This is a genomic window from Streptomyces sp. NPDC052101 (assembly GCF_040680235.1).
Taxonomy (GTDB): domain Bacteria; phylum Actinomycetota; class Actinomycetes; order Streptomycetales; family Streptomycetaceae; genus Streptomyces.
In genome coordinates, this window is the sequence record NZ_JBFAWH010000004.1 from 115,622 (window position 1) to 141,153 (window position 25,532).

19 protein-coding genes and 1 pseudogene are annotated in these 25,532 nt (G+C 73.0%); 14 read left to right on the forward strand and 6 right to left on the reverse strand.

Going from position 1 to position 25,532, the window contains the following annotated elements:
- Nucleotides 1–28 precede the first annotated feature (28 nt).
- Nucleotides 29–802: a LysR family transcriptional regulator substrate-binding protein gene (locus AB0L75_RS10690; RefSeq protein WP_365178368.1), complete on the reverse strand. Its 774-nt coding sequence runs from the start codon at nucleotides 800–802 to the stop codon at nucleotides 29–31.
- 58 nt (nucleotides 803–860) lie between these two features.
- Between AB0L75_RS10690 and AB0L75_RS10695 the strand changes: the two genes are divergently transcribed.
- The 7 genes from AB0L75_RS10695 to AB0L75_RS10725 all read left to right on the forward strand — a co-directional run bounded on the left by AB0L75_RS10695 (nucleotide 861) and on the right by AB0L75_RS10725 (nucleotide 14,999).
- The gene (locus AB0L75_RS10695) at nucleotides 861–1,262 is read left to right on the forward strand and encodes a DUF5997 family protein (protein WP_365178371.1); all 402 of its coding nucleotides are present in this window, start codon (nucleotides 861–863) and stop codon (nucleotides 1,260–1,262) included.
- Between the two features lie 131 nt (nucleotides 1,263–1,393).
- Nucleotides 1,394–2,248, forward strand: coding sequence for a DUF4132 domain-containing protein (locus AB0L75_RS10700; RefSeq protein WP_365178373.1), 855 nt, complete (start codon nucleotides 1,394–1,396; stop codon nucleotides 2,246–2,248).
- Nucleotides 2,245–7,254, forward strand: a complete 5,010-nt coding sequence (locus tag AB0L75_RS10705; RefSeq protein ID WP_365178376.1) for a hypothetical protein — start codon at nucleotides 2,245–2,247, stop codon at nucleotides 7,252–7,254. The genes AB0L75_RS10700 and AB0L75_RS10705 overlap by 4 nt, the downstream gene beginning before the upstream one ends.
- A gap of 106 nt (nucleotides 7,255–7,360) precedes the next feature.
- Nucleotides 7,361–8,530: an AAA family ATPase gene (locus AB0L75_RS10710; protein ID WP_365178379.1), complete on the forward strand. Its 1,170-nt coding sequence runs from the start codon at nucleotides 7,361–7,363 to the stop codon at nucleotides 8,528–8,530.
- Nucleotides 8,531–8,697: 167 nt separating this feature from the next.
- Complete coding sequence (locus AB0L75_RS10715; protein WP_365178903.1) at nucleotides 8,698–12,243, forward strand: DUF5682 family protein; 3,546 nt, start codon at nucleotides 8,698–8,700, stop codon at nucleotides 12,241–12,243.
- Entirely contained in the window at nucleotides 12,240–13,979 is a 1,740-nt protein-coding gene (locus tag AB0L75_RS10720) for a hypothetical protein (protein WP_365178382.1), read from the forward strand. The genes AB0L75_RS10715 and AB0L75_RS10720 overlap by 4 nt, the downstream gene beginning before the upstream one ends.
- A 228-nt stretch (nucleotides 13,980–14,207) precedes the next feature.
- Nucleotides 14,208–14,999 carry a LuxR C-terminal-related transcriptional regulator gene (locus AB0L75_RS10725; protein WP_365178385.1) on the forward strand — a complete coding sequence of 264 codons (792 nt, stop codon included), beginning with the start codon at nucleotides 14,208–14,210 and terminating at the stop codon, nucleotides 14,997–14,999.
- 95 nt (nucleotides 15,000–15,094) lie between these two features.
- Here the strand turns inward: AB0L75_RS10725 and AB0L75_RS10730 are convergent, their stop codons facing one another.
- The gene (locus AB0L75_RS10730; protein WP_365178388.1) at nucleotides 15,095–15,517 is read right to left on the reverse strand and encodes a secondary thiamine-phosphate synthase enzyme YjbQ; all 423 of its coding nucleotides are present in this window, start codon (nucleotides 15,515–15,517) and stop codon (nucleotides 15,095–15,097) included.
- Nucleotides 15,518–15,639: 122 nt separating this feature from the next.
- Here AB0L75_RS10730 and AB0L75_RS10735 point away from each other — a divergent pair, with 122 nt between their 5' ends.
- The 6 genes and pseudogenes from AB0L75_RS10735 (at nucleotide 15,640) to AB0L75_RS10760 (ending at nucleotide 19,909) form a co-directional block, all read left to right on the forward strand.
- Entirely contained in the window at nucleotides 15,640–15,723 is an 84-nt protein-coding gene (locus tag AB0L75_RS10735) for a putative leader peptide (RefSeq protein ID WP_365178906.1), read from the forward strand.
- A gap of 171 nt (nucleotides 15,724–15,894) precedes the next feature.
- On the forward strand, nucleotides 15,895–16,797 hold the full coding sequence (locus tag AB0L75_RS10740; RefSeq protein WP_365178391.1) for an ABC transporter permease: 903 nt from the start codon (nucleotides 15,895–15,897) through the stop codon (nucleotides 16,795–16,797).
- Nucleotides 16,770–17,507, forward strand: a complete 738-nt coding sequence (locus AB0L75_RS10745; protein WP_365178394.1) for an ABC transporter ATP-binding protein — start codon at nucleotides 16,770–16,772, stop codon at nucleotides 17,505–17,507. The genes AB0L75_RS10740 and AB0L75_RS10745 overlap by 28 nt, the downstream gene beginning before the upstream one ends.
- A 62-nt stretch (nucleotides 17,508–17,569) precedes the next feature.
- Nucleotides 17,570–18,583, forward strand: coding sequence for an ABC transporter substrate-binding protein (locus tag AB0L75_RS10750; protein ID WP_365178397.1), 1,014 nt, complete (start codon nucleotides 17,570–17,572; stop codon nucleotides 18,581–18,583).
- Between the two features lie 65 nt (nucleotides 18,584–18,648).
- Nucleotides 18,649–18,711 (forward strand): annotated as a pseudogene (locus AB0L75_RS10755) (alkanesulfonate monooxygenase); the annotation flags it as partial.
- 118 nt (nucleotides 18,712–18,829) lie between these two features.
- On the forward strand, nucleotides 18,830–19,909 hold the full coding sequence (locus AB0L75_RS10760) for an FAD-dependent oxidoreductase (RefSeq protein WP_365178400.1): 1,080 nt from the start codon (nucleotides 18,830–18,832) through the stop codon (nucleotides 19,907–19,909).
- Between the two features lie 11 nt (nucleotides 19,910–19,920).
- On the opposite strand, the gene mltG is transcribed toward AB0L75_RS10760, so the two are convergent.
- A complete protein-coding gene (mltG, locus tag AB0L75_RS10765) occupies nucleotides 19,921–20,805 on the reverse strand; it encodes an endolytic transglycosylase MltG (RefSeq protein ID WP_365178403.1) in 885 nt (294 codons plus the stop codon).
- A gap of 87 nt (nucleotides 20,806–20,892) precedes the next feature.
- Entirely contained in the window at nucleotides 20,893–22,701 is a 1,809-nt protein-coding gene (locus AB0L75_RS10770) for an ABC transporter ATP-binding protein (RefSeq protein ID WP_365178406.1), read from the reverse strand.
- Between the two features lie 115 nt (nucleotides 22,702–22,816).
- Here AB0L75_RS10770 and AB0L75_RS10775 point away from each other — a divergent pair, with 115 nt between their 5' ends.
- On the forward strand, nucleotides 22,817–23,266 hold the full coding sequence (locus tag AB0L75_RS10775) for a MarR family transcriptional regulator (protein WP_365178409.1): 450 nt from the start codon (nucleotides 22,817–22,819) through the stop codon (nucleotides 23,264–23,266).
- 41 nt (nucleotides 23,267–23,307) lie between these two features.
- Here AB0L75_RS10775 and AB0L75_RS10780 read toward each other — a convergent pair whose 3' ends face one another.
- A complete protein-coding gene (locus AB0L75_RS10780; protein ID WP_365178936.1) occupies nucleotides 23,308–23,547 on the reverse strand; it encodes a hypothetical protein in 240 nt (79 codons plus the stop codon).
- 165 nt (nucleotides 23,548–23,712) lie between these two features.
- On the reverse strand, nucleotides 23,713–25,323 hold the full coding sequence (locus tag AB0L75_RS10785) for a peptide-N4-asparagine amidase (RefSeq protein WP_365178412.1): 1,611 nt from the start codon (nucleotides 25,321–25,323) through the stop codon (nucleotides 23,713–23,715).
- Nucleotides 25,324–25,532 lie beyond the last annotated feature (209 nt).

Genomic DNA, 25,532 nt, shown 5'->3' on the forward strand with positions numbered 1-25,532 from the left:
GCCGGGGCCGGGGCCGGTGGCCCGGTGCTCACGACCTCCGGCGTGGCTTGCCCCGCTTCGGGGCCTGCTTGGGAGCCTGCTTGGCCCCCGCTGCCCGGGCGCGGGGATTGCGACCCGTGGACTTCGCTGCCGGCTTCTGCTTGGTGCCCTTCGGTTCAGGACGTCCCTGATCCTGCTCGGCCGGAGCCTTGGCGCGGCCCCGGGTGCTGTTGACGGTGCGGCCGCGGACGATGCCGATGAAGTCCTCCACCAGGTCGGTGGTGGCCGCCTCCGGCCAGGACAGGGCGACGCTGGACTGGGGGGCGTCGGTGACCGGGCGGTAGGCGAGGTCCTTGCGGTGGTAGAGGCGGGCCAGGGACTGCGGGACGACCAGGAGGCCGACGTTCGCCGCCACCAGCTCGATCGCGTCCGGTGTCGTCGCGGGGCGCTCGAAGGCGGGCTCGCCGGGCGGGCTGTCCCACTCGAAGACGTCGTCCAGGGGGTGGAAGAGCACCTCCTCCGAGAGGTCGGCGAGGGTCACCTCCTCCGCGGCCGTGATCAGGTGGTCCTTGGGGACCACGACCACCGTGGTCTCGGTGTAGAGGGGGATGGCGCTGAAGTACGTACGGTCCACGGGGAGCCGTACGAACGCCGCGTCGGCCTCGCCCGCCCGCAGCGCTTCGGGCACCTGAGCGGCCGGGACCTGGACGAGGGTGAGCGGGACGTCCGGCAGGCGCTCGTTCCAGATCCTCACCCATTTGGCGGGGGTCACTCCGGGTACGTACGCGAGCCGGAACGACGGTGATTCCTCCGAGCCTGTCACCAGGCCAGGTTACCGGCCGTGGTCGGCGGTCCGGCACACGGCCGATACCCTTGGCCTCATGAGTTCGCAGCAGAGCACCCAGTCGATGAAGCCCGCGACCGCGGCGAAGAAGCTGGGTGTGTACCTCCCCGCCACCCCCGCCTCGTTCCAGGAGGGCGTCGTCACGCGCGCCGAGCTGAACGAGCTGCAGGCGAACCCGCCGGAGTGGCTGAGCGAGCTGCGGCGCAACGGCCCGCACCCGCGTCCGGTGGTCGCCGCGAAGCTCGGCGTGTCCATCGCGGGCCTCGCACGCGGCGGAGTCACCGAACCGCTGACCACCGAGCAGATCGAGGCGCTCAAGCAGGAGCAGCCGGAGTGGCTGGAGAAGGAGCGCGCGACCCAGGTCGAGGTCCGCAAGGAGGCCGCGCGGGTCAAGCAGGTGAAGAAGGAGAAGGAGCAGCGCGCCGCCGAGCGCGACTGATCCACCCCGTCCGATCCCCGCTCCGGCACTCTCCTCCGTTCGTCCACAACGCCCTCCGGCCTCCGGGGGGCGTTGTCAGTGGGCTGCCCTAGAGTTCCCGTCACTTGATCATTGGGGTGCGGGAGGCACGTATGGGGTGGGTGTCGGCCGGTGACTACGAGGTCGCCCTCGACGGCGGGAAGGTGGTGTGCCGCAACGGGTCCGGGCGGCAGCTGAAGTCGGTGCCGCCGAAGATCGCCGACGATCCGGCGGTGGTGGGCCTCAGGCAGCTCGTCGAGTGGCTGGAGCGGCACGAGCGGCAGTGTCTGGCTGATGCCGAGCGGTGGATGGTGCGTTCGCTGCCGGTGCCGCTCTCCGTCGTCACGCGCGTGTGGCCCGACCCCGCGTGGCAGGCCGCGCTGCGCGACCTCGTCGTCACCGGCGCCGACGGGCAGGTCGCCGGCTTCCTGCGGGACGCCGACCCCGAGCGCGGCCTGGGCCTGGTCGACCTCGACGGCGACACCGTCCGCATCGCCCCGGACCTCGTCCGGATCCCGCACCCGGTGCTCCTCGAAGACCTGGAGGAGTTGCGGGAGTTCGCCGTCGAGCTGGGCGTCGAGCAGGGCGCGCAGCAGCTCTTCCGCGAGGTCTGGAGCCGCCCGGCCGCGCTCGACACCGAGGCGACCCAGGTCGAGGAGTACGCCGGCGGCTCGTTCAAGGAGCTGCGCTTCCTGCACGGCCGGGCCACCCAGCTCGGCTACCGGGTGCGCGGCGGCTATGCCGTGTGCCCGGTCCTGGAGGACGGCCGCAGTGTCGAGGCCCGCGTGTGGATCGGGGACTACGACGGCTGGTCGGAGACCGAGACGGGCCCGCTGGCCTGGTCCGACCCGGCCGGGCGGGTCCTGAGGCTGGGTCAGGTCGGGCCGGTGGCCTGGTCGGAGGGCATGCGCATGGCGGCCGCGCTGTACGCGGGGCGGGACATCGAGGACGAGGAGCGGGCGGCATGACGTACGACGAGACCACGGTGGCCGCACTGCTGGACTCCGGCGCCGTCCTGCCGGTGGGCAGCACCGCGCGCGAGGACGCCGACAGCCTCACCGTCCGCACGTACACGCACCCCGCCCTCGACGGCCGGCAGGTGGTCCGGCTGGTTCCGGGCACGCTGGGCGAGGCGGAGGACCTGGCGCTGGAGTTCCTGGGTCTCGCCCGTGCGCCCGAGGCGCCGGAGGTCGGCCAGGTGCGCCGCGAGACGCTCGGCTTCCCGGCCTGGGCGCTGGTCAACGACCCGGCCAACGGGCATCACGCGCTCGCCCTGGTGAAGGACGTCGAGCGGCTGGCCCGGCAGGCCAAGTCCCGCCCGGGTACCGCCAAGGAGGGCTTCGAGGCGCTCGGCGAGCGGCTGGGCCGGGCCGTCCCGCACTTCCTGCCGACGTTCCACGAACAGGCCGCGCGGGTCTTCCTGGAGCACGAGAACACCACATACGCCGCCGCGTTCTTCGGCAAGGCCCGCGAGGCCGAGCGGGTGCACGCGCTCACGGTGGACGAGGAACGCCAGCGCGCGGTCTTCCTGGAGTTCGCCTTCGCCGGGGCGCTGACCGTGAAGGCGCTCAGGGAGCATGTGCGGGACCTGGCCGGGCGGCTCGAACCGGCCGCGGCCTGGGCGCAGTTCCGGCAGCTGATCGTGGAGCGCTGTGCGGCCGGTATGCCGCCGTACGCCTCGCTGCCGCAGGACGCGCGCGGCCAGATCAAGGCGGCCGGCCTGGACCGGGTCACCGAGGAGTGCGCGCTGGTCGCCGACCTGATCGCCTCCCCCGCCGCGGTCCGCGCGCCGCGCTCCTTCTGGACCGCCTACCGCGCCGTCCTCGCGGTCCTCGCCGAGCAGCGGCCGCAGATCCGGCTCCGGCTGCTGGAGATCATGCCCGTCGGGCTCGGCCGGGAGAGCGAGGACGAGGAGTTCTGGCTGGCCCTGCTCGCCGAGACCGGGGCCGACCGTCTGCTGACGGACGAGCGGGCGGCGGCCGAGTACGGCGCCGATCCGGCGGACTGGCTGACCCGCTGGGCCTCCTTCCGCAAGCACGGCGGCTCGTACTCCCGCCGCTGCCCGGCCACGCTCGCGCTGGTCGAGCGCATGGCTCCGCTGCTGCGTTCCGCCGGCCGTCCGGTGGACCTGTGCACCGGCCGCTGGCACGCCGGAGCCGACCTCGACCTGCTGGACCTGTGCGCGGCCGAGCACGTCCCGCTGTCGCTGCCGGACGCCGACGTCCGTGTGTATCTGCCGCTGCCCGAGTGGCTGCTGGACACCCGCGCGGGCGGCCGTGACCTGGCGGCCGTCGCGGCCGACCCGCGGCTGCGGCGTCTGCTGCACCAGGCCGTGGACAAGGTCGGCGGCCATCAGCGCGGCAGCGAGCTGCTGAAGTCGGTTGCCGCTCATCCGGTGCTCTCCGGGGTGCTGCGGGAGTGGCTGGACGAGGCGGCCGGCGACTATGTGCGCGCGGCGGGCCTGCCCGGCGCCCGCACCGCGCTGGACCGGTTGCGTCCCTTCCGGGTGATCGCCGCCGAGGTCGCGCCGGACGCGGTGGCCCGGGTGACCGCCCGCGAGGTGGCACCGCTGCTCGGCCGTACGATTCGGTCCGGCATCTTCGACGAGCTGGGCTGGCCCGCCCTCGACGAGGCGCTGACCCTGCTCGACGGCCAGAACCGCAAGGACGCGGACAACTCGCTGGCCGTCCACGAGGCCTGGCCCGCGCTGGTCCTGTGCCGTGGGCGGAAGGCGGTCGTCGTCGGCCCGGACCGGATCCTGCTCGACCACGACCTGCGGCTGCCCCATGACCTGGACCGCTGGCAGCGCCCCCGCTTTCGGTACGTGGACGGCGAACTGCTCGTGATGTGGCGGCACGGCAGCAAGCAGTTCGGCTACTGGTCGGCCCGGCCCGCCGAGGTGTTCGAGCTGGGCGGCGAGCAGCTGCCCTCCTGGTGGTCCGGTCAGGAGACGGTCGTCCCGTCGATCCCGCTGGCCGGCGGCGGACGCGCCACGGGCGGCCGGACCCTGCACGCCGGTGACACGGACCTGCCGACGTGCCGTGCGGTCATCGGCGACGGCACCACCCTGTGGCGCCAGGGGCGGCAGGGCCGGCAGACGGTGTGGCTGGAGTACGACCCGGTCACCGGGACGCACGGCCGCGCGTCCCTGCCCGCGCTGCTGGGCTCGGCCGTCCGCGAGGACACCGAGCTGCTGCCCGCCGTGTGCGAGGTCCTGCCGATGCAACCGGGCCTGGAGCACAGCCCGTTCGGCACCGACGGCACGGTGCTGGGGCGCTGGGTGCGCAAGGAGGGCGAGGGTGCCGAGGAGCGCCGAACGGCCGGAACACCGGACGGGCGGACCGTGTCGTTCGCGGTGGGCGACGGCGAGGGGATGGCCGTTCCCCTCGGCGCGCTGCGACTGCCCGGCGGCGCCGAGCCGGCCGTCGCCCAACTGGGCAGCCACCGTGCGCAGTTGGGTGGCACGATCGGGCTGTACGCGGGCGACGACACCTCGCCCACCGGTCTGCTGGGCCGGCTGACACCGAACGACGACCGTGGCGGTGAGTACGCCGCCGGCACCCGGCTCGTGCCCCCGCTGCCCTTCTGGCACGCGCTGCGTCCGCGCGACGAGCGGGGCTCGGCGGTGCTGCGCGCCCTGTCCGACGAGCAGGCCGCGGAGCTGTTGCGGGTCACGGCCGAGGCACTGGCGGTCCGTCAGGAAGCGCTGAAGGCGGCCGGATCGGACGAAGCGGCCAGGGCCGCCCTGCCGACCGCCGACGCCGTCGCCGTGAAGGCCGTGGAGCACGCCCTCGCGGACCTGACCGACGAGCGGCTGCGTATCGGCGTCGCCTGTCTGGTCCGGTCGGCGTTGCGCATCACCGAGTCCGCCACCACGTTCGCGACTCCCCCGAAGGAAAAGCCGCGACAGCCGCGCAGCCGGACCGAGGGCATGTTCGCCGACTACAGCCCCGAGCACGGCGACGACCGCGCCGTGTACGACGCCCTGGCCGGGGTCGCCGGTCTGCACGGCTGGTGGTACGGCACGCAGTGGAGCGTGCTCCGCCAGATCCGCGCGGTGAACCACGTGCTGTCCGGGAAGCCCGCCGACGGCATGCCGCTGCCCGGCCTGGCCCGCGTCGGCGCCCTCACCGACGGCTGGACCAGCGAGGAGCACACGGTCCCGGCGATCGGCATGGTGTGGCCGCCTGTCCTGGGCACCCTGCGAGCCCTGCTGTACCGGTCCGCCTCGCCCGCGCTGACCGACGCCCAGCGGGAGCCGCTGCTGTTGCTGGCGGAGGCCCTGGCCGAGGGACCGCTCGTCTCGGCCGGGGACACGCTGCGCGAGGTCGTGCTGAGCGAGCCGCAGAAGGAACAGCAGCAGCGCACCGGGCAGGTGCTGCGCCGGGCCGGGCGCACGGTGGTGATCCTCGGCTCCCAGGCGGCCGACGTCCAGCGCGAGCGGGTCAAGTGGCTGGCGCTGGACCACGATCCGTCCGGTGCGTTCGGCGCGGTCGCGCACTTCACGCTGGAGCGGGGGACCCGGTACGCCCCTACGATCTCCGCCGAGGACCTGACCACCGTCACCCGCCTCGTCCGGGACAAGGGCGCGGCGCCCTGGCAGCTCTCGGCACCCGAGGCGCTGATGGCGGCGACCGGTGGCGCGCTGGGCCCGCTGCAGTCCACCGTGCTGCTCGCCGGGCTGCCCCAGGAGCCCGGCGCCGAGGCCCTCGGTCTCCTCGGACTGAAGCCCCGGCAGCGGGAGTTCGGCGCCGCGCTGCTCCAGGGGCTGACCATGGCGCCGGTGGCGGCGCTCATGGGCGCGCTGCTGCCGGAGGACCCGGCCGCGCTGTGGACGACGGGACCGGACACGCAGGCGGCGGGACGGGAGTGGGCCGAGCGGTTCGGCTCCCTGGTCCGCCTGCCGGAGGACCTCTGCGCCGAACTCGCCGGTATGGGGGCCGCAGGCGCCCAGGACGTGCTCAACCCGTCCCGCACACCGTGGCTGAGCCGCACCACGGTCCTGCGCCCGGACAAGGACGGCAACCTCGTCCCGGAGGACCCGCAGGCGATACCGAGCGGCTACGCCCTGGCGGGCGCCGTCGGCGCACTCTCCGCACTGGCCTACGTCCTGCCGTACGGCCACCCGTTGCGTGCCCTTCTGCCGGAGGGTCTCGCCGCGGTGCGCCGCCGGATGTCCGACCCGGAGCTGATCCTCGGCCTGGACGTGGAGTTCACGGAGAAGGGCGGCACCACGGCGGTGGAGCTGCGGAAGCTGTACGGGCTGCCCGCGACCGGCGGCGCCGACGCGTACGGCAGCACCCGGGTCGGCGAGGCACTCGTACTGCGCCCCTCGTACCGCGACACCGAGACGGTCCTGGTCCGGCCGGCCGGCCTCACCGGGCCGGACGACGCGGTGTTCGGGCTGCTGGAAGGCCTGGTGGGTGCCCAGCGCGGCCACGGCCTGCGCATGCTGCGCACCCTGCTCGGGGAGGAGCTGGGCCGTGCGGTCGTGGCCGACGGCGAGGGCGTCACGGGGTACGCCCAGGACGCGGCCGTCAGCGTGCCGGCGCTCGTGACCGAGGTGGCCGCCGCGCACGGGCTGGGCGAGGACGCGGCCGCGCTCTACCTCCAGCTGCTGGCCCTGCCGGATCCGACGGACCGCAACTGCGCCCGCTGGACCGGCTGGAAGCCCGCGCGTCTGAAGAAGGCGCGCGCCGAGCTGGCCGCGACGGACCTGGTGGTGGAGGCCAAGCGGCCACGCGCCGGACGGACACTCTTCCTGCCGTGCGGCTGGCGCGACCTGAAGTCGCCCGCACTGCCGGTGGAGACCTGGAAAGAGGGGCTGTACCCGATTCCGGACCACCGGCGTGCGATACCGCTGGTGCCGGTGCCGGAGCTGTTCACGCGTGCCTGGGACCGCGTCCGCGCGGGCGACGCCCCCGCGTACGAGCAGCTGACCACCCGCGCCGACCGACGGGGGCGACGCCGATGACATCCACTGCCGCGTCGGCGTACGTCCGTTTCTCCGCTCCTCTTCCGGCCTCCGGCCGCACCCCCACCGTGCCGTCCGTCCGTACCACGCCGAAGGAATCCCGCCGATGACCACCGCCCTCGCGCCCGACGCGACCCGTCAGATCGTCCCGCCCGAGGACCGGTACGCCGTCGAACTGGCCTTCCTCGCCGCCCACGACTCCGGTCCGCGACCGCCCGCCTGGCGGCTCACCCCCAGAGCCGTCGTCACGTTCGTCATGGGCAGCGACGGCCGGGCGCTGCGGCTGCCGGACGACGCCGAGGTGCCGGAGGGCGTACCGCGCCGGCTGGAGATCGCCGGCAAGTTCGTCGGCGACCGCGCGCTGGTCGAGCGGTGCGTCGTCACGCTCGCCGGTGAGCGCGGTCTGCTGCTCGTGGGCGAGCCCGGCACCGCCAAGTCCATGCTGTCCGAGCTGCTGTCGGCCGCCGTGTGCGGCACGAGCGGGCTGGTCGTGCAGGGCACGGCCGGTACGACCGAGGACCAGCTCAAGTACGGCTGGAACTACGCCCTGTTGCTCGCACAGGGGCCCAGCCGGCAGGCGCTCGTACCCTCGCCGGTACTGACCGCGATGACCCGCGGTGCGATCGCCCGGGCCGAGGAGGTCACCCGCTGTCTGCCCGAAGTGCAGGACTCGCTGGTGTCGTTGCTGTCGGAGCGGCGCATCGCCATACCCGAGCTGGCGGGCGGGGACGAAGCGCTGGCGCACGCGGCACCCGGCTTCAACCTCATCGCCACCGCCAACCTGCGGGACAAGGGCGTCTCGGAGATGTCGGCCGCACTCAAGCGGCGCTTCAACTTCGAGACGGTGGGCCCCATTTCGGATCTCGACGCGGAGACGGCACTGGTACGCGGCCAGGCCCGGGCGGCGGTGGAACGGGCGGGCGCGCCCTTCCAGGTGGACGACGCGGTCCTGGAGGCCCTGGTCACCGTCTTCCGTGATCTGCGGGAGGGCCGCTCGGCGGAGGGCTGGGAGGTGGAGCGGCCGTCCACGGTGATGAGCACGGCGGAGGCGGTGTCCGTGGCGGGCGCCCTGGGCCTGGCCGCGGCGTACTTCCCGGGGGACAGGGACGTCCTCGGGCTGCTGCCCGGCCATCTCCTCGGCGTCGTACGCAAGGACGACCCGGCGGACGCCGTGCGGCTGCGCGGCTACTGGGACGGCCCGGTCCGACGCCGCGCCGAACAGGGCTCGGCCACCTGGCGCACGCTGTGGGACCTGCGCACGGTCCTGGAGGGCTGAGGATCGTGTCCCCTGTCTCTCGGCTCGACGCGGATGCGGTGGCTCGTGCGGGCACCGCCGCTCCCCCCTCTACCGGCGCGGGTTCCGCTGTTCTCGCCGATCCCGGCGCGGACTCTGCCCTTTTCACCGATCCCGAGGCTGCCGTAGCGGCCCTGACCGGCCCGGCGGTGCCGTACCTCATCGGGGTACGGCACCACGCGCCGTCCCTCGCCGCGGCCGTGCCCGCACTGCTGGACGCGGCCGGGCCGGACGTGCTGCTGGTCGAACTCCCCGCCGAGATGCAGGACTGGCTGCCCTGGCTCGCGCACGGGGAGACCGAGGCACCGGTCGCCCTCGCCGCAGCGCCCGAGGGAGGGGCCGGAGCCGAGGGCCCGGCGTTCTATCCCTTCGCCGACTTCTCACCCGAGCTGGCGGCCGTGCGCTGGGCCGCGCGGAACGGGGTGCCGGTGATCGCCTGCGACCTGCCGCTGGGGAACCGTGCGGGTGTGGAGGCGGAGGCAGGGTCGGCTGGATCGCCGGCACCGGAGGCCGGCGGGCACATCGGTGGTTCTGGCGCGGCCGGGCTCAGCTCCGTGCTGCGGGCGCGCCTCACCGGCCGCCCCGGTGACGATCTGTGGGACCGGTTGGTCGAGGCAGCCGCTCCCGGCTCCTCACCCGAGGCGCTGCGACGGGCCGCGCTGCTGACGGGCTGGGCGCTACGGGCGGAGGCGGTGGCCTCGGGTGGGGTGCCGGGGCTGGATCTGCGGCGGGAGCGGTGGATGCGGTCCTGCCTCGCCGCGGCCACGGCCGACGGCGAGCGTGCCGCCCTGCTCGTCGGCGCCTTCCACGCCCCGGCGTTCCTGGCCCCGGCCGACGGCGGCACCGATGACAGCGGCGGCAGAGCGCAGGCGGCTCCTTCCGGGAAGGCTCAGGCCGCCGCCTCGGCCTGGACGACCTCCCTCATCCCCTACAACTACGCCCTGCTCGACGAGCGCTCCGGCTACCCGGCCGGCATCCGTGACCCGGAATGGCAGCACATGGTGCTGGAAGCGGCCGGTGATCCGGTCGCGCTGGAGGACGCCTTGACGCGGGCCGCCGTGCGGGTGTGTGCCGAGTTGCGGGCCTCGGGCCATCCGTCGGGGCCCGCCGACGCTCGGGAGATCGCACGGCTGGCTGGTGATCTGGCCCGGCTGCGGGGGCTGCCCGCGGCGGGCCGGGGCGAGCTGGTCGAGGCCGTGCAGACGGTGCTTGCGCAGGGGGAGCCGTACGGGCGGGGCCGGGCCGTGGCCCGCGCGATGGAGACGGTGCTCGTCGGGACGCGCACCGGTCGCCCGGCCCCGGAGGCACCGCGCAGCGGACTGGCCCCGGCCGTCGAGGCGGAACTCGCCGAGCTGGGGCTGCCCGGCCCGGCGGACTCGGGCCGGGGTGCGGCGCGGGATCTGCGGCTGGACCCGCTCCGCTCGGAACTGGACCGCCGCCGTGAACTCCTGCTGCGGCGCCTGGTCGTGTGCGGGGTGCCGTACGGCGAGCCCAAGGCGGTGGTCGGTACCGGTGGCGCCGACGCGCTGACCGCTCGCTGGGAGGTGCGCTGGACTCCGGCCACCGCGGCCATGCTGACCGCGGCCGGAGTGCGCGGGGTCACGTCGGCGCAGGCCGCCGAGGGCGTGCTGCGGGAACGCAGGCGCGTGGAGCGGGACGCGGGCGGTCCCACGGCGGCGCAGACCCTGCGCGGGCTGGAACAGGCGGCGGAGTGCGGCCTGCCCGGGCTCGCGGACGAGCGGCTGACCGACACCGCCGAGACGTTGCCCGCCTCCGGCACGCTGCCCGAACTCCTCGCGGGACTGGCCCTGTTGGACCGGCTGCGGGCCGGGCACATCGCCGGACTCGGCGGCGACGGGGAGCGTACGGGGCAGGTGGCGGCCGTGGCCGAGCTGCTGACTGCCGCCGCGGTGCGCCAGATCGACGGGCTGACCGGCTCCGAGGACCCGGCCGACGCGTACGCGCTGCTGGAACTCGCCCACCGAGCCGACGCGCTGGGCGGGATACGGCTCACCGACGCGCTCGCCCGGCTGGCGACCGACGGCTCCCCACTGATGCGCGGCGCCGCCGGAGCCGTACGCGTCCTGCTGGGGCAGGAGGAGGCCCGGGCGTTCGGCGACCGGGTGGCCTCCTGGGTGGACGGTGCCTGCGATGCCGGGTCCCGGTCGGCGCTCACCGGGCGGCTGACGGGTCTGCTGAGTGCGGCCGGTCCGCTGCTGGAGTCGGCGGCGCCCGCGCTGGAACCGCTGCTGAACCGGGTCGCGGAGCTGTCCGACCGGGACTTCCTCGACCGGCTTCCGGCGCTGCGCGGCGGCTTCGACACGCTCAGCCCGGCCGCCCGCGACCGGCTGCTGGCCAGCGTCGAGCGGCGCCTGGACGGAGCGCGTCCGGACGACACCGGGGGCGTCGATCCCGCGGCCCTCGCCCTGTGGACCCGCGCCGACCTGACGGCCCGCAAGACCCTGGCCGCCCACGGACTCCTCCCACCACTCCAGCCCACCGGGGCAACCGCCACGAGGAACGCCGAGGCCAACCTCGCACCCACCCTCACCCCCACCACCACGTCCGCATCCGACGAGCCTCACCAGCTCGACCCGGCCGACCGATGGCGTCTGCTGCTGGGCCGTAGAAGCGACCGACTGGGCGCCGCCGCGCGGCCCGTGGCGACGGCGCTGGACGAGCTGTACGGCAGCGGACGCGGTGAGGGCAGCCGTGGGGATCTCTCGGGCCACGGCGGCCCGGGCGGCGGACGTACGGCGCCGTATCCCGGGGTGCGGGAGTGGTCCGAGGAGCTGGCGGCCCTGTTCGGCCCGGGCATCCGGGAGGAGGTGCTGGCGGCGGCTGCCGCTGCCGGCCGCCAGGACGTGTTCCAGGAGCTGGACCCGGACAGCGTACGGCCCTCCGTCGACCTGCTGCGCTCGGTGCTGCGGCATGCCGGCGGACTGCCGGAGGCCCGGCTGGCGGCGCTGCGCCCGCTGGTCCGGCGTCTGGTGGACGCCCTGACCCGGCAGTTGGCGACCCGGCTGCGCCCCGCACTGCACGGCACCGCACTGCCGCGCCCCAGCCGGCGCCCCGGCGGCGGCCTCGATCTGCCCCGCACCCTGCGGGCGAACCTGGCCACGGCCCGCCGCATGCCGGACGGCACGGTGCGCGTCATACCCGAGCGGCCGGTCTTCCGCAGTCGCGCCCGGCGGTCGGCCGACTGGCGGCTGATCCTGGTCACCGACGTCTCGGGGTCCATGGAGGCGTCCACGATCTGGGCGGCGCTCACGGCCTCGGTACTGGCCGGAGTACCCACTCTGTCCACGCACTTCCTGGCGTTCTCCACCGAAGTGATCGACCTGACCGACCAGGTGGCGGACCCGCTCTCCCTCCTCCTGGAGGTCAGGGTCGGCGGCGGCACCCACATCGCGGCCGGGCTGCGGCACGCGCGCGAGCTGGTCACCGTGCCCTCGCGCACCCTCGTCGTGGTCGTCAGCGATTTCGAGGAGGGCTACCCGGTCGGCGGACTGCTCGCCGAGGTGCGCGCCCTGGTGGGTGCCGGTTGCCATGTCCTGGGCTGCGCGAGCCTCGACGACACGGGCCGTCCCCGCTACTCCACGGGTGTGGCGGGGCAGTTGGTGTCCGCGGGCATGCCGGTGGCCGCGCTCAGTCCGCTCGAACTGGCCCGCTGGGTAGGGGAGAAGATCGCATGAACCGGGATCTGCCTCCGGTCGCCCCGTCCGTGACCGCCCACCTCGTCGCGGCTCTCTCGCCCCGACTGCGCAAGCGGCTCGACGCGGGCATCGCCAAGCTGGCGGACCGGCCGACCGTGCGCGACGGCGACACCGTGCGCATCGCCGTCGACGACGACACCGACCTCGAACTGCACGCCCCGGACGGCTCGGTGACGAGCGAGGACGCCATCCGCTGCGGATGCCTGCTGGCCCCGGACTGCCTCCACCGCGCCGCGGCCGCCTCGGCGGCCCCGATCGCCGACGACACCAACTCCCTTGTCCGTGAGGCGAGTTCGGAGGGCCGCGCGGCCGTACCGCACGAGGCGGCCGGCTCTGCCCCCGAAGCGGTCGAACCGGAGACAGCCGGCCCAGAGCAGCGCGCGGCCGCTCTCGCGCTCCGCGCCGCCACGGCTGCCGTACTCGAAGCCGGTACGGACGGCGCGGGCGCGGTGCTCCAGGCCGAGCTGCTGCGGGCCGCGCACACGGCCCGGCTCGCCGGGCTGCACCGGGCCGCCGCCGCGGCCGTCTCCGTGGTCACCGCGCTCCGCGCGGCCCGCGCCGCCGACCCCGCGTACCGGCTGGCAGGACTCGCGGCCGGACTGTCTGACGTCCTGTCCGTGGCCCACCGCCTGCCGCACGCCACCGGCGCGGAACTGGCCGCGCTGCGCGGCACCGCACGCCAGCCGTACCGTCCGGACGGCTCACTGCGGCTGTACGGCCTGTTCTCCGAGCCGGTGCTCACCGCGAGCGGCTATGCGGGCGCGGTGACCTGGACCGCCGACGCCGAGGGCCGGCTCTACCAGGTGTCCGATGTCGCTCCGGGCGGTGCCGGGCGTGCGGTGGGCGCGGCCGACCGGGCGGTCCGGCTCGGGGACACGGCCCTGACGCACCGGGAGTTGTCCCGTGCGGGCCTCGCGGTGTCGGGGGCCACCGTCTCCCCCTCCGGGCGGCTCGGGGCGGGCGCCGGAGTGCGGGCGGTCGGGGCGTCCGGTGCCGGCTGGCGCGAGGAGCCACTGGACCGGCTCTGGACGGCCCCCGTGGCCGAGCAGCTCGCCCGCGCCCTGAACGGCGGTCACGACCTGCTGTTCCTGGAGGTCACCCTGCTCGGTACGGCGGTGGAGGCGGCCGGTGACTGCCTACTGGCCGGAAGCGACGGCGTCGTACTGCGGCTGACCACCGCGCACGACCATCCCGCGCTTCCCCACCGGGACAACCTGCGTCTGCTGGCCGCCGCCCGGGGCGCCCGGCTCCGGGTGGTCGCCCGGCTCACCCCGGCCCCGCATCCTCGTGCCCAGCTCCTCGCGATCGAGCATCCCGCCCTCTCCGGCACGCGGGTCGACGTGGGCCTGGACCGGCTCCAGCGCGCCGATCTGCCGACCGCACCCGCGTCCCCGGCGCCTGCGGCGCCGAGCGCCGAGGAGGCACCCGTCCATCTGCTACGCCGTCGTGTCCAGCAGGCGGTGTCGGGCGGTCGGCGCGTGCTGTCCTTCCCGGGCGACACGGCCGCCGACGCGCGGCGGCTGCGCCGGTACGGGCTGGCCACGGCGGGCGATCTGCTGACGGAACTGCACGCGGCGGCAGCGGAGCGCTCCCGCGATGTGTTCGGCCGCCTCCTGCCGGCGGACGCGGACCGTTTCGCCCGCGCCTGGCTCGCGGCGGCCCGCTACACCGAGGAGGTGGACCGCGCCCTCTGCGTCGCGGCCTGGTCGGGCTGACGGCAGAGACCCGGTCGTGGTGAGGGGCAAAGGGATACGACACCGGGCGGGCCGCCGTTCCCCCGTGCCGGCGGCCCGCCGGACAATATGTCCGTCCAGACCGGTGTCGCCGGGTTGCAGTCTGCGACAGCCGAGGGCCGCGAGGGTATGCGTACATCTACGTACGCGCGCGTACAAGTACGTACGCGGACGCGGAGGACGGGCCGCGAGGCGACCGGAGAGGAACAGGTGGGGCTGGACCGAGCCTACGAACGTCTGACGGCGCTCGCCGTGGCGGCACTGCACGAACGGGATCCCGCGCGGCTGTGGCCGATGCTCGCCGGTGCCCTGGCGGACCTGTGCGGCGGTGAGGCGGTCATCCACAAGCGGGACGACTGGAGCGAGCGCGCGGGCACGATAGGCGCGGCGCCGGACGCTGCCGCCGCCGAGCTGAAGCGGCTCGGGGACACGGACCTGGCGCTGCTGCGGGCGTGCTATCCCCTCGCCCAGCACTACGCCGACAGGACCGACCGTAGGCCGGTCACCGCGCACCGGGCGGCGGGCCGTGACTGGCCGGACAGTCCGACGGCGCGTCTGCTGAGCGACGTGTGGGACGTCGACCATGTGATGGGCGTGCCGCTTCCCGAGCACACCACCCCCGTCACCGGGTGCCTCGTCTACCGCTCGGGTACGGACTTCACCGACGACCATCTCGCGATGGCGGAGCGTGCACAGCCACTGCTGGCGGCCGTCGAGCGGCAGCGGCAGCTGCTGGAGGAGTGGCAGCGCGCGCTCGGTCCGGCCGCGGAGCCGGAGGAGCGGGCGGCGGAGTGTGCGCTGACGCCGCGTGAGACGACCGTCCTGCTGCTGCTCACCGAAGCGCTCACCGCCGACGCCATCGGCCGCCGCCTCGGCATCTCGGTACGCACGGTGCACAAGCACGTCGAGAACATCTACCGCAAGCTGGGCACCCGCGACCGCGTGGGCACCGTGCTACGAGCCCAGCGACTCGGCCTGGTACCACCGCCCGGTCCGCCCTGAGCCCGGGCACCCCCACCCGGCGAGCGTCCCCAACTCCCTTACTACCAATCCCCCTTACGTCGTCCCGGCCGGATTCCGGGTCTGCACCGCCGGAGTCAGCCGAGGAAGCTCAGCCGCACCTTGCGTTCGGGGTTGTCGCGGTTGGTGTCGACCAGGCAGACCGACTGCCAGGTGCCCAGTTCCAGGCGGCCGGCGATGACCGGGAGGGTCGCGTGCGGCGGAACGACGGCCGGCAGGACGTGGTCGCGGCCGTGACCCGGGCTGCCGTGGCGGTGCTGCCAGCGGTCGTCGGCGGGGAGCAGGGTGTGCAGGGCGGCGAGGAGGTCCTCGTCGCTGCCGGCGCCCGTCTCGATGACGGCGATTCCGGCGGTGGCGTGCGGGACGAAGATGTTGAGCAGGCCGTCGCGGCCGCCCGCCGCCTCCCGCAGGAAGTCCTCGCAGTCGGCGGTGAGGTCGACGACGCGTTCCCGGGAGCCGGTGGAGACGTGCAGCATTCGGGTGGTGAAGGCATCTGGCATGCCCCCATCCTGGCCCATACGCCGGGTTTCGCACTCGGCGGCGCGACCGTCTCCTGATACATGGGGTCCACAGATCGAGACGCCGTTGACCTTGCAGCAGTCGGCTGGCTACGTTCTGCCGCATGTTGCGTTCAGCCCTGCTCACCACGCGCGGTCATATCGACCTGCTGCGGGTGGCCTCCGCCGCGTGTCACCGCGGCCGCTGACGCCTTTCCGCCTCTCCTTCCGGCCCATTCTTCCGGCCTCCTCTGCCGTCTCCGTGACCTGCCTCTGAAGCACGGCTGGTGAGGCGGGCACGGCTGGTCGGCGCGAACCGGCTCCCCTCCGCCCCGCTCTCCCTTCCGCCTGCCCCACTCTCTCTTCCGCGTGGAGCGTTCATGAGCATCAGCCATGCCCCACCCAGCTCTCCAGAACCCGATATTTCTGGTATGCGCAAGTCCGAGGATCCCGGAACGGAGCACACCGACCGCACCCCCCTCGACCTCCGGCCCGTCGTCCCGGCCTCTTCCCGCCGGCTCCGCATCCCCCGCTGGCTGCGCCGCACCGCGGGCCCGATCCTGCTGCTCGCCCTGTGGCAAGTCCTCAGCGCCACGGGTGCGTTGACGGCCGACGTGCTCGCCTCGCCGGGCCGGATCGCCCAGGTCGGCTGGGACCTGGTGCGTGACGGTTCGCTGCCGTCGGCCATGGGCACCTCGCTCCGGCGCGTCGCCTTCGGGTTGCTGTTCGGGACTCTGACCGGCACCGGACTCGCCCTGCTCTCAGGCCTGTTCCGGATCGGCGAGGACCTGGTCGACGCGCCGGTGCAGATGCTGCGGACGGTGCCGTTCGTCGGTCTCATCCCGCTGTTCATCATCTGGTTCGGCATCGGCGAGACCCCGAAGATCGCCATCATCACGCTCGGCGTGACTTTCCCGCTCTATCTCAACGTGTACGCCGGGATCCGCGGCGTGGACTCCCAACTCATCGAGGCCGGGGAGTCTTTGGGGCTCTCCCGGTGGGGTCTGGTGCGGCATGTCGTGCTGCCGGGGGCGCTGCCCGGCGCGCTCACCGGGCTGCGCTACTCACTCGGCATCGCCTGGCTCGCGCTTGTCTTCGCCGAGCAGGTCAACGCCGACGCGGGCATCGGCTTCCTGATGGTGCAGGCGCGGGACTTCCTGCGGACCGACGTGATCGTGGTCTGCCTGATCGTCTACGCCTTCCTCGGCCTGTTCGCCGACTTCGTCGTCCGCTCCCTCGAAAGGCTGCTGCTGCAATGGCGACCGACGTTCACCGGCCGGTGACCGGACAGGCGGTCCATGTCGAGGGGCTGACCCGCTCCTTCGACGGCCGTGCCGTCATCGACGACCTACGACTGGACATCGCGCCGGGCGAGTTCGTCGCCCTGCTCGGCCTCAGCGGCTGCGGAAAGTCGACGTTGCTGCGCATCCTCGCCGGGCTGGACCGCGACATCCAGGGCACCGCGCTGGTCCCGCGCCGCAGAGCCGTCGCCTTCCAGGCTCCCCGGCTCATGCCGTGGAAGAAGGTGTGGCGCAACGTCCTGCTCGGTCTGCCCGGCAGGCCCGAACGCGCCGTCGCCGAGCGGGCGTTGGACGAGGTGGGCCTCGGCCACCGGATCGACGCCTGGCCGAGGACCCTCTCCGGCGGCGAGGCACAACGCGCCTCCCTCGCCCGTGCTCTGGTGCGTGAGCCCGATCTGCTGCTGCTCGACGAGCCGTTCGGCGCCCTCGACGCGCTCACCCGGATCAAGGCCCAGCGACTGGTCGGGGAGGTGTGGCAGCGCCGGGGCTGCGCCGTGCTGCTGGTCACGCACGATGTCGAGGAGGCCGTACTGCTCGCCGACCGCGTCCTGGTGATGGACGGCGGCCGGATCGCCCACGAGCAGCGCATCGACCTCGACCGGCCGCGCGCGCTCACCGATTCCCGCTTCGCCGCCCTGCGTGCCGGTCTGCTGACACGGCTCGGTGTCGACACGGCCGCCGAGGCCGCCTGAACCCCAGGCCCCCTCCCGCCCCCACCCCCACTCGCTCACTCCTGCATACGAACGGAACCTCCATGCGCCGACGACTCGTCCCCGCCGCGCTGCTTCTCCCCTTCGCCCTCCTGCTCACCGCGTGCGGTGGGAACTCGTCCGCCGGCATCGGCAGCGACACCGACGGCAAGGGCTCCGTCACTCTCAACGTCGGTGATCAGAAGGGTGGTTCGCAGGCCATCCTGCGTGCCGCCGGTGAGCTGAAGGACCTGAACTACAAGATCAAGTGGTCGACGTTCACCTCCGGCCCGCCGTTGCTGGAGGCTGTCAACGCGAGGGCCGTCGACATCGGCGGCGTCGGCAACACCCCGCCCGTCTTCGCGGCCGGCGCCGGCTCGAAGATCTCCGTCGTGGCCGCCTGGCACGGTGCCTCGAAGGGCGACGCCATCCTCGTGCCGAACGGCTCCAAGCTGACCGGGCCGAATCAGCTCAAGGGCAGGTCCATCGCCGTGGCGCAGGGTTCGTCGGCGCACTACCAGCTGGTCGCCTCGCTCAAGGCGGCCGGGCTGAGCCTGTCCGACGTCCACGTCAAGTACCTCCAGCCGGCCGACGCCCTCGCCGCGTTCACCTCCGGCAAGGTCGACGCATGGGCGGTCTGGGACCCGTACACCTCCCAGATCCTTCAGGCCGAGCAGGGCCGCGTGCTGACCACGGGGGAGGGCATCACCAACGGGCTCACCTTCCAGGTGGCCGCGCCCTCCGCGCTGAAGGACCCGAAGAAGGCCGCTGTCATCAAGGACTACCTGGCCCGGCTGCGACGGGCACAGGCCTGGGTCTACAGCCATCAGCGGGAGTGGGCCCAGGTGTGGGCCAAGGACACCGGCCTGCCCTACGACGTGGCGCTGGCCTCGGTGAAGCGGAGCAACTCCACCCGTGTCGCGGTCGCCGTCGACAAGCCACTCGTCGCCTCCGAGCAGCAGATCGCCGACACCTTCACCGAGTTGAAACTCATTCCGGGGAAGGTGGGCTTCGGCTCCTTCGTGGACACGCGGTTCAACGACGGCCTGCCGCCGTCGACGACTCCGGCCAAGGGCTGAGGAGGCAGCTGAGCGGCACGACCGCGGGGAGCCGTACGCCTTCAACGGTGCGTATCGAAACGATGCGTATCGAGGAGTACCACGCGCTCGGTGTGGAGCACTTCGTGTTCTCGGGGTATCCGCATCTGGCGCTCCGGGGGCGGGAGCGGGGTCCGAGCGCCGGTGTCGCTGGCCGGCGGACACTGAGCCGGACGGGACGGTTCCTGACCCGGGAAGATACCCGCCCGGCCACTGGTTGGTAGAAGCGTGAACGATTCACGTGAGGTCGAGGTAGTCGTCATCGGCGCTGGTCAGGCCGGGCTGTCCAGCGCCTACCATCTGCGGCGCGCCGGATTCGAGCCTGGTCGCGACGTCGTGGTCCTCGACCACTCCCCCGCGCCGGGCGGCGCCTGGCAGTTCCGGTGGCCCTCGCTGACGTACGGCAAGGTGCACGGGATGCACGCGCTGCCCGGCATGGAGCTGACGGACGCCGATCCCGCGCGGCCCTCGGCGGAGGTGATCGGTGCGTACTTCGACCGGTACGAGCGCACCTTCGACCTGCGAGTGCGGCGGCCCGTCGATGTGCGGGCCGTTCGGGACGGAGACGGCGGGCGGTTGCTCGTGGAGACGTCGGACGGCACCTGGTCGACCCGCGCTCTGATCAACGCGACCGGTACCTGGGACCGGCCGTTCTGGCCCCGCTATCCGGGTCAGGAGACCTTCCGCGGGCGGCAGTTGCACACCGCTCAGTACGCCGGGCCCGAGGAGTTCGCCGGGCAGCGGGTCGTGGTCGTGGGCGGCGGCGCCTCGGGCACCCAGCACCTGCTGGAGCTGGCCCCGTACGCGGCCGCGACCACCTGGGTCACCCGGCGGCCACCGGTGTTCCGCGAGGGTCCGTTCGACCAGGAGGCGGGCCGCGCGGCCGTCGCCCTGGTGGAGGAACGGGTGCGCCAGGGACTTTCGCCGCGCAGTGTGGTCTCGGTCACCGGGCTGCCCCTGAACGACGCGATCCGGCAGGGGCTCGCGGACGGGGTCCTGGACCGGCAGCCGATGTTCGAGAGGATCACTCCGGACGGCGTGGCGTGGAACGACGGCCGACACGTCACCGCCGACGTCATTCTCTGGGCGACCGGGTTCCGGGCCGCGCTGGACCATCTGCGTCCGCTGCGGCTGCGCGAGCCGGGCGGCGGGATCCGGGTCGAGGGCACCCGGGCGGTGGCCGATCCACGCGTCCACCTCGTCGGCTACGGCCCCTCGGCCAGCACCATCGGCGCCAATCGGGCCGGCCGCGCGGCCGTACGGGACATCCGGCGGCTGCTGGCCGAGGAGCAGCCGGCCGCCGCGTGACGTCCTGCGGGTCAGCGGACCGAGGACTCGGGACCGGCCACCGCCTGGCTCGGGGCATGCGCCTGTCCCGCGCCCTGGTGCAGGGCGTTGAAGTCGGCCACGTTGCGCATATGCGTCGCGTAGTCGGAGGTGAAGCGGGTGTCGCCCGGGCCGACCGTGACGAAGTACAGCCAGTCGCCCGGCACCGGATTCAGCGCGGCGTGCATCGCCTCCGCACCGGGGTTGTCGATCGGCGTGGGCGGGAGGCCCATGCGCTGGTAGGAGTTGTACGGGCTCTCGACTCGGGTGTCGTCCTGGCTGGTGTGGACGGTGCTGCGGTTGAGTGCGTAGTTGATCGTCGAGTCCATCTGCAGCGGCATTCCGCGCTCCAACCGGTTGAAGACGACCCGCGCGACCTTGCCCATGTCCGCCGGTGTCGCGGCCTCGGCCTGGACGATGCTGGCAATGGTCACGGCCTGGTAGACGTTCATCGCGTTGTGCTGCGCCCCGGCAGCCATCGGCGCCGCGTTGAACTCGCTGTTGGCGGTGTCGACCATGGAACCCAGCAGGGACTCGGGCGTCGCTCCCTTCTGGACGGGATATGTCGCCGGAAACAGGTAGCCCTCCGGATTGCCGAGGGCGGCGGTGGGCAGCTTCAGGCCGGCCTGCCCGATGGACCTGCGTGTGCTGCCCGGAGGCAGCTCAAGGGCCTTGTCGATCGCCTCGTAGATCTGGCTCGCCCGCCAGCCCTCCGGGACTACCAGCGCGGCGGGCGCCGGCTCCTCGGAGCCGGTCTCCGGCGTCAGCAGCGGCACCGCCACCGCGGTTCCGGCCACGACAGCGCCGGCCACAACCAGGACCAGCCTGCCCAGGCGTGTCAGTCGAATCGTCCTCCGCGGCGGAATGTTCCTCTGCATGACGGAACGATAATACGTAAATCACCATAAACCCGGCATCTCCTCCGTGCGGCTGTCGCAGCGTCAGCTTGCCGGTCCCGGCCGCTCTCAGCCCGTCGGTTCCAGCTGGGCGTCCCGGCGCACCAGTGCGGCGTACCGGCCGTCCTGTTGCAGCAGTTCCTCATGGCTGCCGCGTTCGGCGACCCGACCGGAGTCGAGGACCACGATCTGGTCGGCGCCGCGGATCGTGGACAGGCGGTGGGCGATGGTGATCGTCGTCCGGTCGGCCGACAGGGCGTCGATCGCCTGCTGCACGGCGGCCTCCGTACGGGTGTCGAGCGCGCTGGTCGCCTCGTCGAGAATGAGCACGGGCGGATCGCGCAGGATCGTGCGGGCTATCGCGAGGCGCTGCTTCTCACCGCCGGAGAAGCGGTGGCCGCGTTCGCCCACGACCGTGTCGTAGCCGTCGGGCAGGGCGGCTATGTGGTCGTGTATCTGCGCCGCCCTGGCCGCCGCCTGCAGCTCCTCGTCGGTGGCGTCCGGCTTGGCGAAGCGGAGGTTGTCCGCGACCGAGGCGTGGAAGAGGTACGTCTCCTGCGAGACGACGCCCACCGCGCGGGCGAGGGTGTCGAAGTCGAGGTCCCGGACGTCGACACCGTCCACGGTGACCCGGCCGCCGGTGACGTCGTAGAGCCGGGGCACCAGATAGCCGAGCGTGGACTTACCGGCTCCGGTCGGGCCGACGACGGCGAGGCTGCCGCCCGCGGGGACGGTGACCTCGATGCCGTCCAGGACGGGACGGGTCCTGTCGTCGTTGTCGTAGCGGAACTCGACGCCCTCGAAACGGACTTCACCCTTGACCTGGTCGAGATGGACGGGGCGCTCGCGCTCGGTGATGTCGATCGGCAGGTCCAGATACTCGAAGATGCGCTGGAAGAGCGCGAGGGACGTCTGGATCTGGACGCCGGTGGCGAGCAGGCTCACGGCCGGGCGGAACAGCCCCTGCTGGAGCGAGACGAAGGCGACGATGGTGCCGAGCGAGACCTTGGGGCCGCCGAACTGGAGGGCGAGACCGGCGGTCCAGTAGATGACGGCGGGCATCGCGGCCATGACGATCGTGATCACGGCCATGCGCCAGCGGCCGGCCATGTTCGACTTCACTTCCAGGTCGACCAGACGCTCGGACTCCTCCGCGAAGGACGCGGTCAGCGAGTCGGAGCGGCCCATCGTGCGGCCGAGCAGGATACCGCTGACCGAGAGCGACTCGGTGACGGTGGCCGCCATCGCGGCCATCTGCTTCTGGCGCTGGGTGGTGATCTTCTTGCGTTCGTTGCCGACGCGGCGGCTGATCCAGACGAACACCGGGAGCAGGAGCAGCGAGACGATCGTGAGCCGCCAGTCGAGGGCGACCATCGCGACGATCGTGGCGACGACGCTGGTGACGTTGGAGACCAGGGAGGTGGCGGTCGAGGTGACGGTGGCCTGCATGCCGCCGATGTCGTTGGCGATCCGGGACTGGACCTCGCCGGTGCGGGTCCGCGTGAAGAAGGCGAGCGACATGCGCTGCAGGCGGCCGTAGACCGCGGTGCGCAGATCGTGCATGACACGCTGGCCGACGGTGGTCGAGATCAGCGTCTGGAGCACGCCGAAGACGCTGGAGAGGACCGCGCTCAGGATCATGCCGAGCGCGAGCAGGCTGAGCAGGCCGGTGCGGCCCTGGGGGATCGCGACGTCCAGGGTCTCCTTGAGCAGGAACGGTGTGGCCACCGAGACCAGCGAGGAGGCGCCGACCAGCAGGCCGACGATCGCGAGCCGCCCGCGGTAGGGACGGAAGAGCTTCAGGATGCGGCGGACCTGCCGGGGCTGTTCCTTGGCGTCGGCAGGTGGCGTCCAGGACGTTTCACGGTCGGGATGCATGGGCTCCTACGGAGGTGAACGGGCGCCGGCCGGAGGTCGGCCGACGATGACGAAACGGATCGTAGCTCATTGTTACCTATACTCACAATGAACGGCATCCTGATATTGTTCCCGCATGACCACCCCCGATCCCGACGGCCTGCTCGCCGAGCAGTTGCTCCGGCTGACCCGCCGGGTGCACCGCATCCAGAAGCGCCATCTGGAACGGCACGACCTCGGCATCACCCCGGCCCAGTCCCGGCTGCTCCGAACCCTCGCGCACTACGCCTCGCCGCCACGCATGGCCGACCTCGCCGAGCGCCTGGAGGTGGTGCCGCGGGCGGTGACGACGCTGGTCGACGGCCTGGAGACCAACGGGAAGGTACGGCGGGTGCCGGATCCGGCGAATCGGCGCGTGACCCGGATCGAGCTGACGGACGACGGGCGCACGACCCTGCGCGAGCTGCGCGGCGCACGCCACTCGGCGGCCGAGGAGATACTCGCTCCGCTGACGGAGAAGGAGCGCCAGGTGCTCGGCGTACTGCTGGACACGCTGATCGAGGGGGACAGCGGCACGCGCTGCTGAGCCCGACGGCCGACCCCGGTGCACGGCCCGCCGGCCCGCGGTCAGCCCGCTTCCGGCGCGGGCTCCTTGCTGGTCGGCCGTGTCCCCACGACGGGTTCCGCCTCCGGGACGTCGTCGGCCACGAAGGCGATCTCCCCGTCCAGCACCTTCTTGGCGCACTCGGCCGGCCACAGCTTCCCGACGACGATGCCGAGCACGAGCGCACAGGCGACCTGCGCGAAGAGGGAGGTACGCGGTACGCGTGCGACGCGTCGCGGCAGGGACGGTACGGACTGCGGCACGGGCACTCCGGGAGACGTCGACTCGCAGAAGCCGGACGGAACTTCCGCGACAAGGAAAGCGACTTCCTCATCGATCGCTTTGGCGGCGTTGTTGATCCCCGCTGAGACACCCGTGTCACAGCCGCGTACGTCACCCCGCGAGTGGCGCACTCCACATAGCCGCGTTCAGCAGCGTTCGCGGTCCTCCGTCAACACCCCTTGAACCGAGGTCAGCGACCGGTCGTAGCAGCCGTCGGAGCCGTACAGCCGATAGCGCTCGCTCGACGTGCCGACCGCGTGCCGCTGGTCGCGCGGGACGTTGATCGTGTACGCCGCGTCGCCGTTGTAGGTGTCGTCGAGCCGCGACCACGCGGTGCGCCGACCGTCCCGCAGCTCCACGACGGACGCGCGGTCGCCGAGCGTCAGCACGGTGCGCAGCCGGTTGTCCGTACCGATGGTGGTGGCGCCGTTCATGGTGTACGTCAGATGCGTGTGCGTCGTCCGCGCGGGACCGTGTCCGCCGACGCTGACCGTCTGGTCGTCGGACCACGTCGCGTCCAGTCCGTCCGTGTTCTCGCCGTCGGTCCAGCGGTGGACGGAGGTGTTGGCGAGCGTCCGGGTGACGGTGGTGGTCACGCGGCCGTGCGAGGTGTCGAGGTATCCGGACACGGTGAGCCGGTGTCCGGCGTCGGTGTCCACGCGGTTCTCCGCACCGGGCGTGTAGGTGGAGGAATTGGCGATGTCCGTGGCCCGGTGCACGGTGAGCGCGCCGGTCACCTGGGCGCGGTGCGCGTCCTGCCAGACCAGGACGTTCACCGGCGCGCTCCAGCCCGACTGGCCCGCGGGTACGCCGACGACGGACACCTCGACACGGTGCGGACGGCCGTCGTCGAGCAGGCCCGCGAACGGCGTGAGGTCGTATTCGACGGGCCGCACATTGAAGGCACGCGGCGCCGGGAGGACGTACCAGAGGAACGGGTTGGACCAGCCGCCGGTCCAGACATTGGGGAACGGCGCGGCGATTCCGGCGAGTTGGCCGTCGACCTTGATCTGCACCTCGCGGTAGGGACCGTGATCGGCCTTGCAGGAGTACGACGCCGGGTCGGCCACGGTGAGATACCAGAACTCCTCACAGCCGCCGCCCGAACCGGTCGCGTAGACCTCGGCGACGATCCGCTCGCTGTTGCGCGGAGTGGTGAGGGTCGTACCGTCGGGCGTGTCGGCGAGCGTGAGGACACGGTCGGGGGTCCGCTCGGCGGGGCGGCCCGCGTAGAAGGTCAGGGTGACATGTACGTCGATCACGCCGGTGTACGTGTCGTCCACGACGTTGCCGATCAGCATCTCGACGTCCCTCGGGCTGCGGAAGGTGTCGCTGTAGCGGGTGACGTCCTTCTCGACGTGCCATGCGATGCCGTCGGGCGAGGGCTCCGGTGTCGAGGTGCGCAGGATCTCGACACCGCCGACATGCAGATAGCCGAGGCGGTCGTACTGACGGCCCTTCACCTTGCCGTCGAGCCGCAGGACGACCTTGCTCCAGTGGTCGCCGCAGCCCTGGGGCGGGGTGTAGGCGCCTCGGTACGGCGTGAAGTCGCGGAACTGGGTGTCGGCGAGAGTGACCTGGCAGGACTTGGTGTGCGGCCGGTCGACGGACGGTGCCGCGGTGACCGGGTCGTGCCAGTCGGTACCGAACACGGGCGGAACGTCGGCCGCTTGGGCGGCGACAGCTCCGGAGCCGAAGAGCGCGCTCGCCAGGAGGGTCACTCCGGCCAGCATGGACATGACTATCCGTCTTCTCATGGCCGGTGTTCTACGGGCATTCGGGTCCGGCCCGCAATGACGCCTCGGGGAGAACGGCGCGATCGAAACCACGACATCGGCACGCTCGGGTGCATCCGTGCCAGGGCGCACCTCGGGTGGGCCTGCACGGGGCGGGGCGGATCGCCCGGGGATGGCGGTGCCCTGGCCCGCCTCGGGAAGACCGCTCAAACCGACGGAGGTGCTGGTGC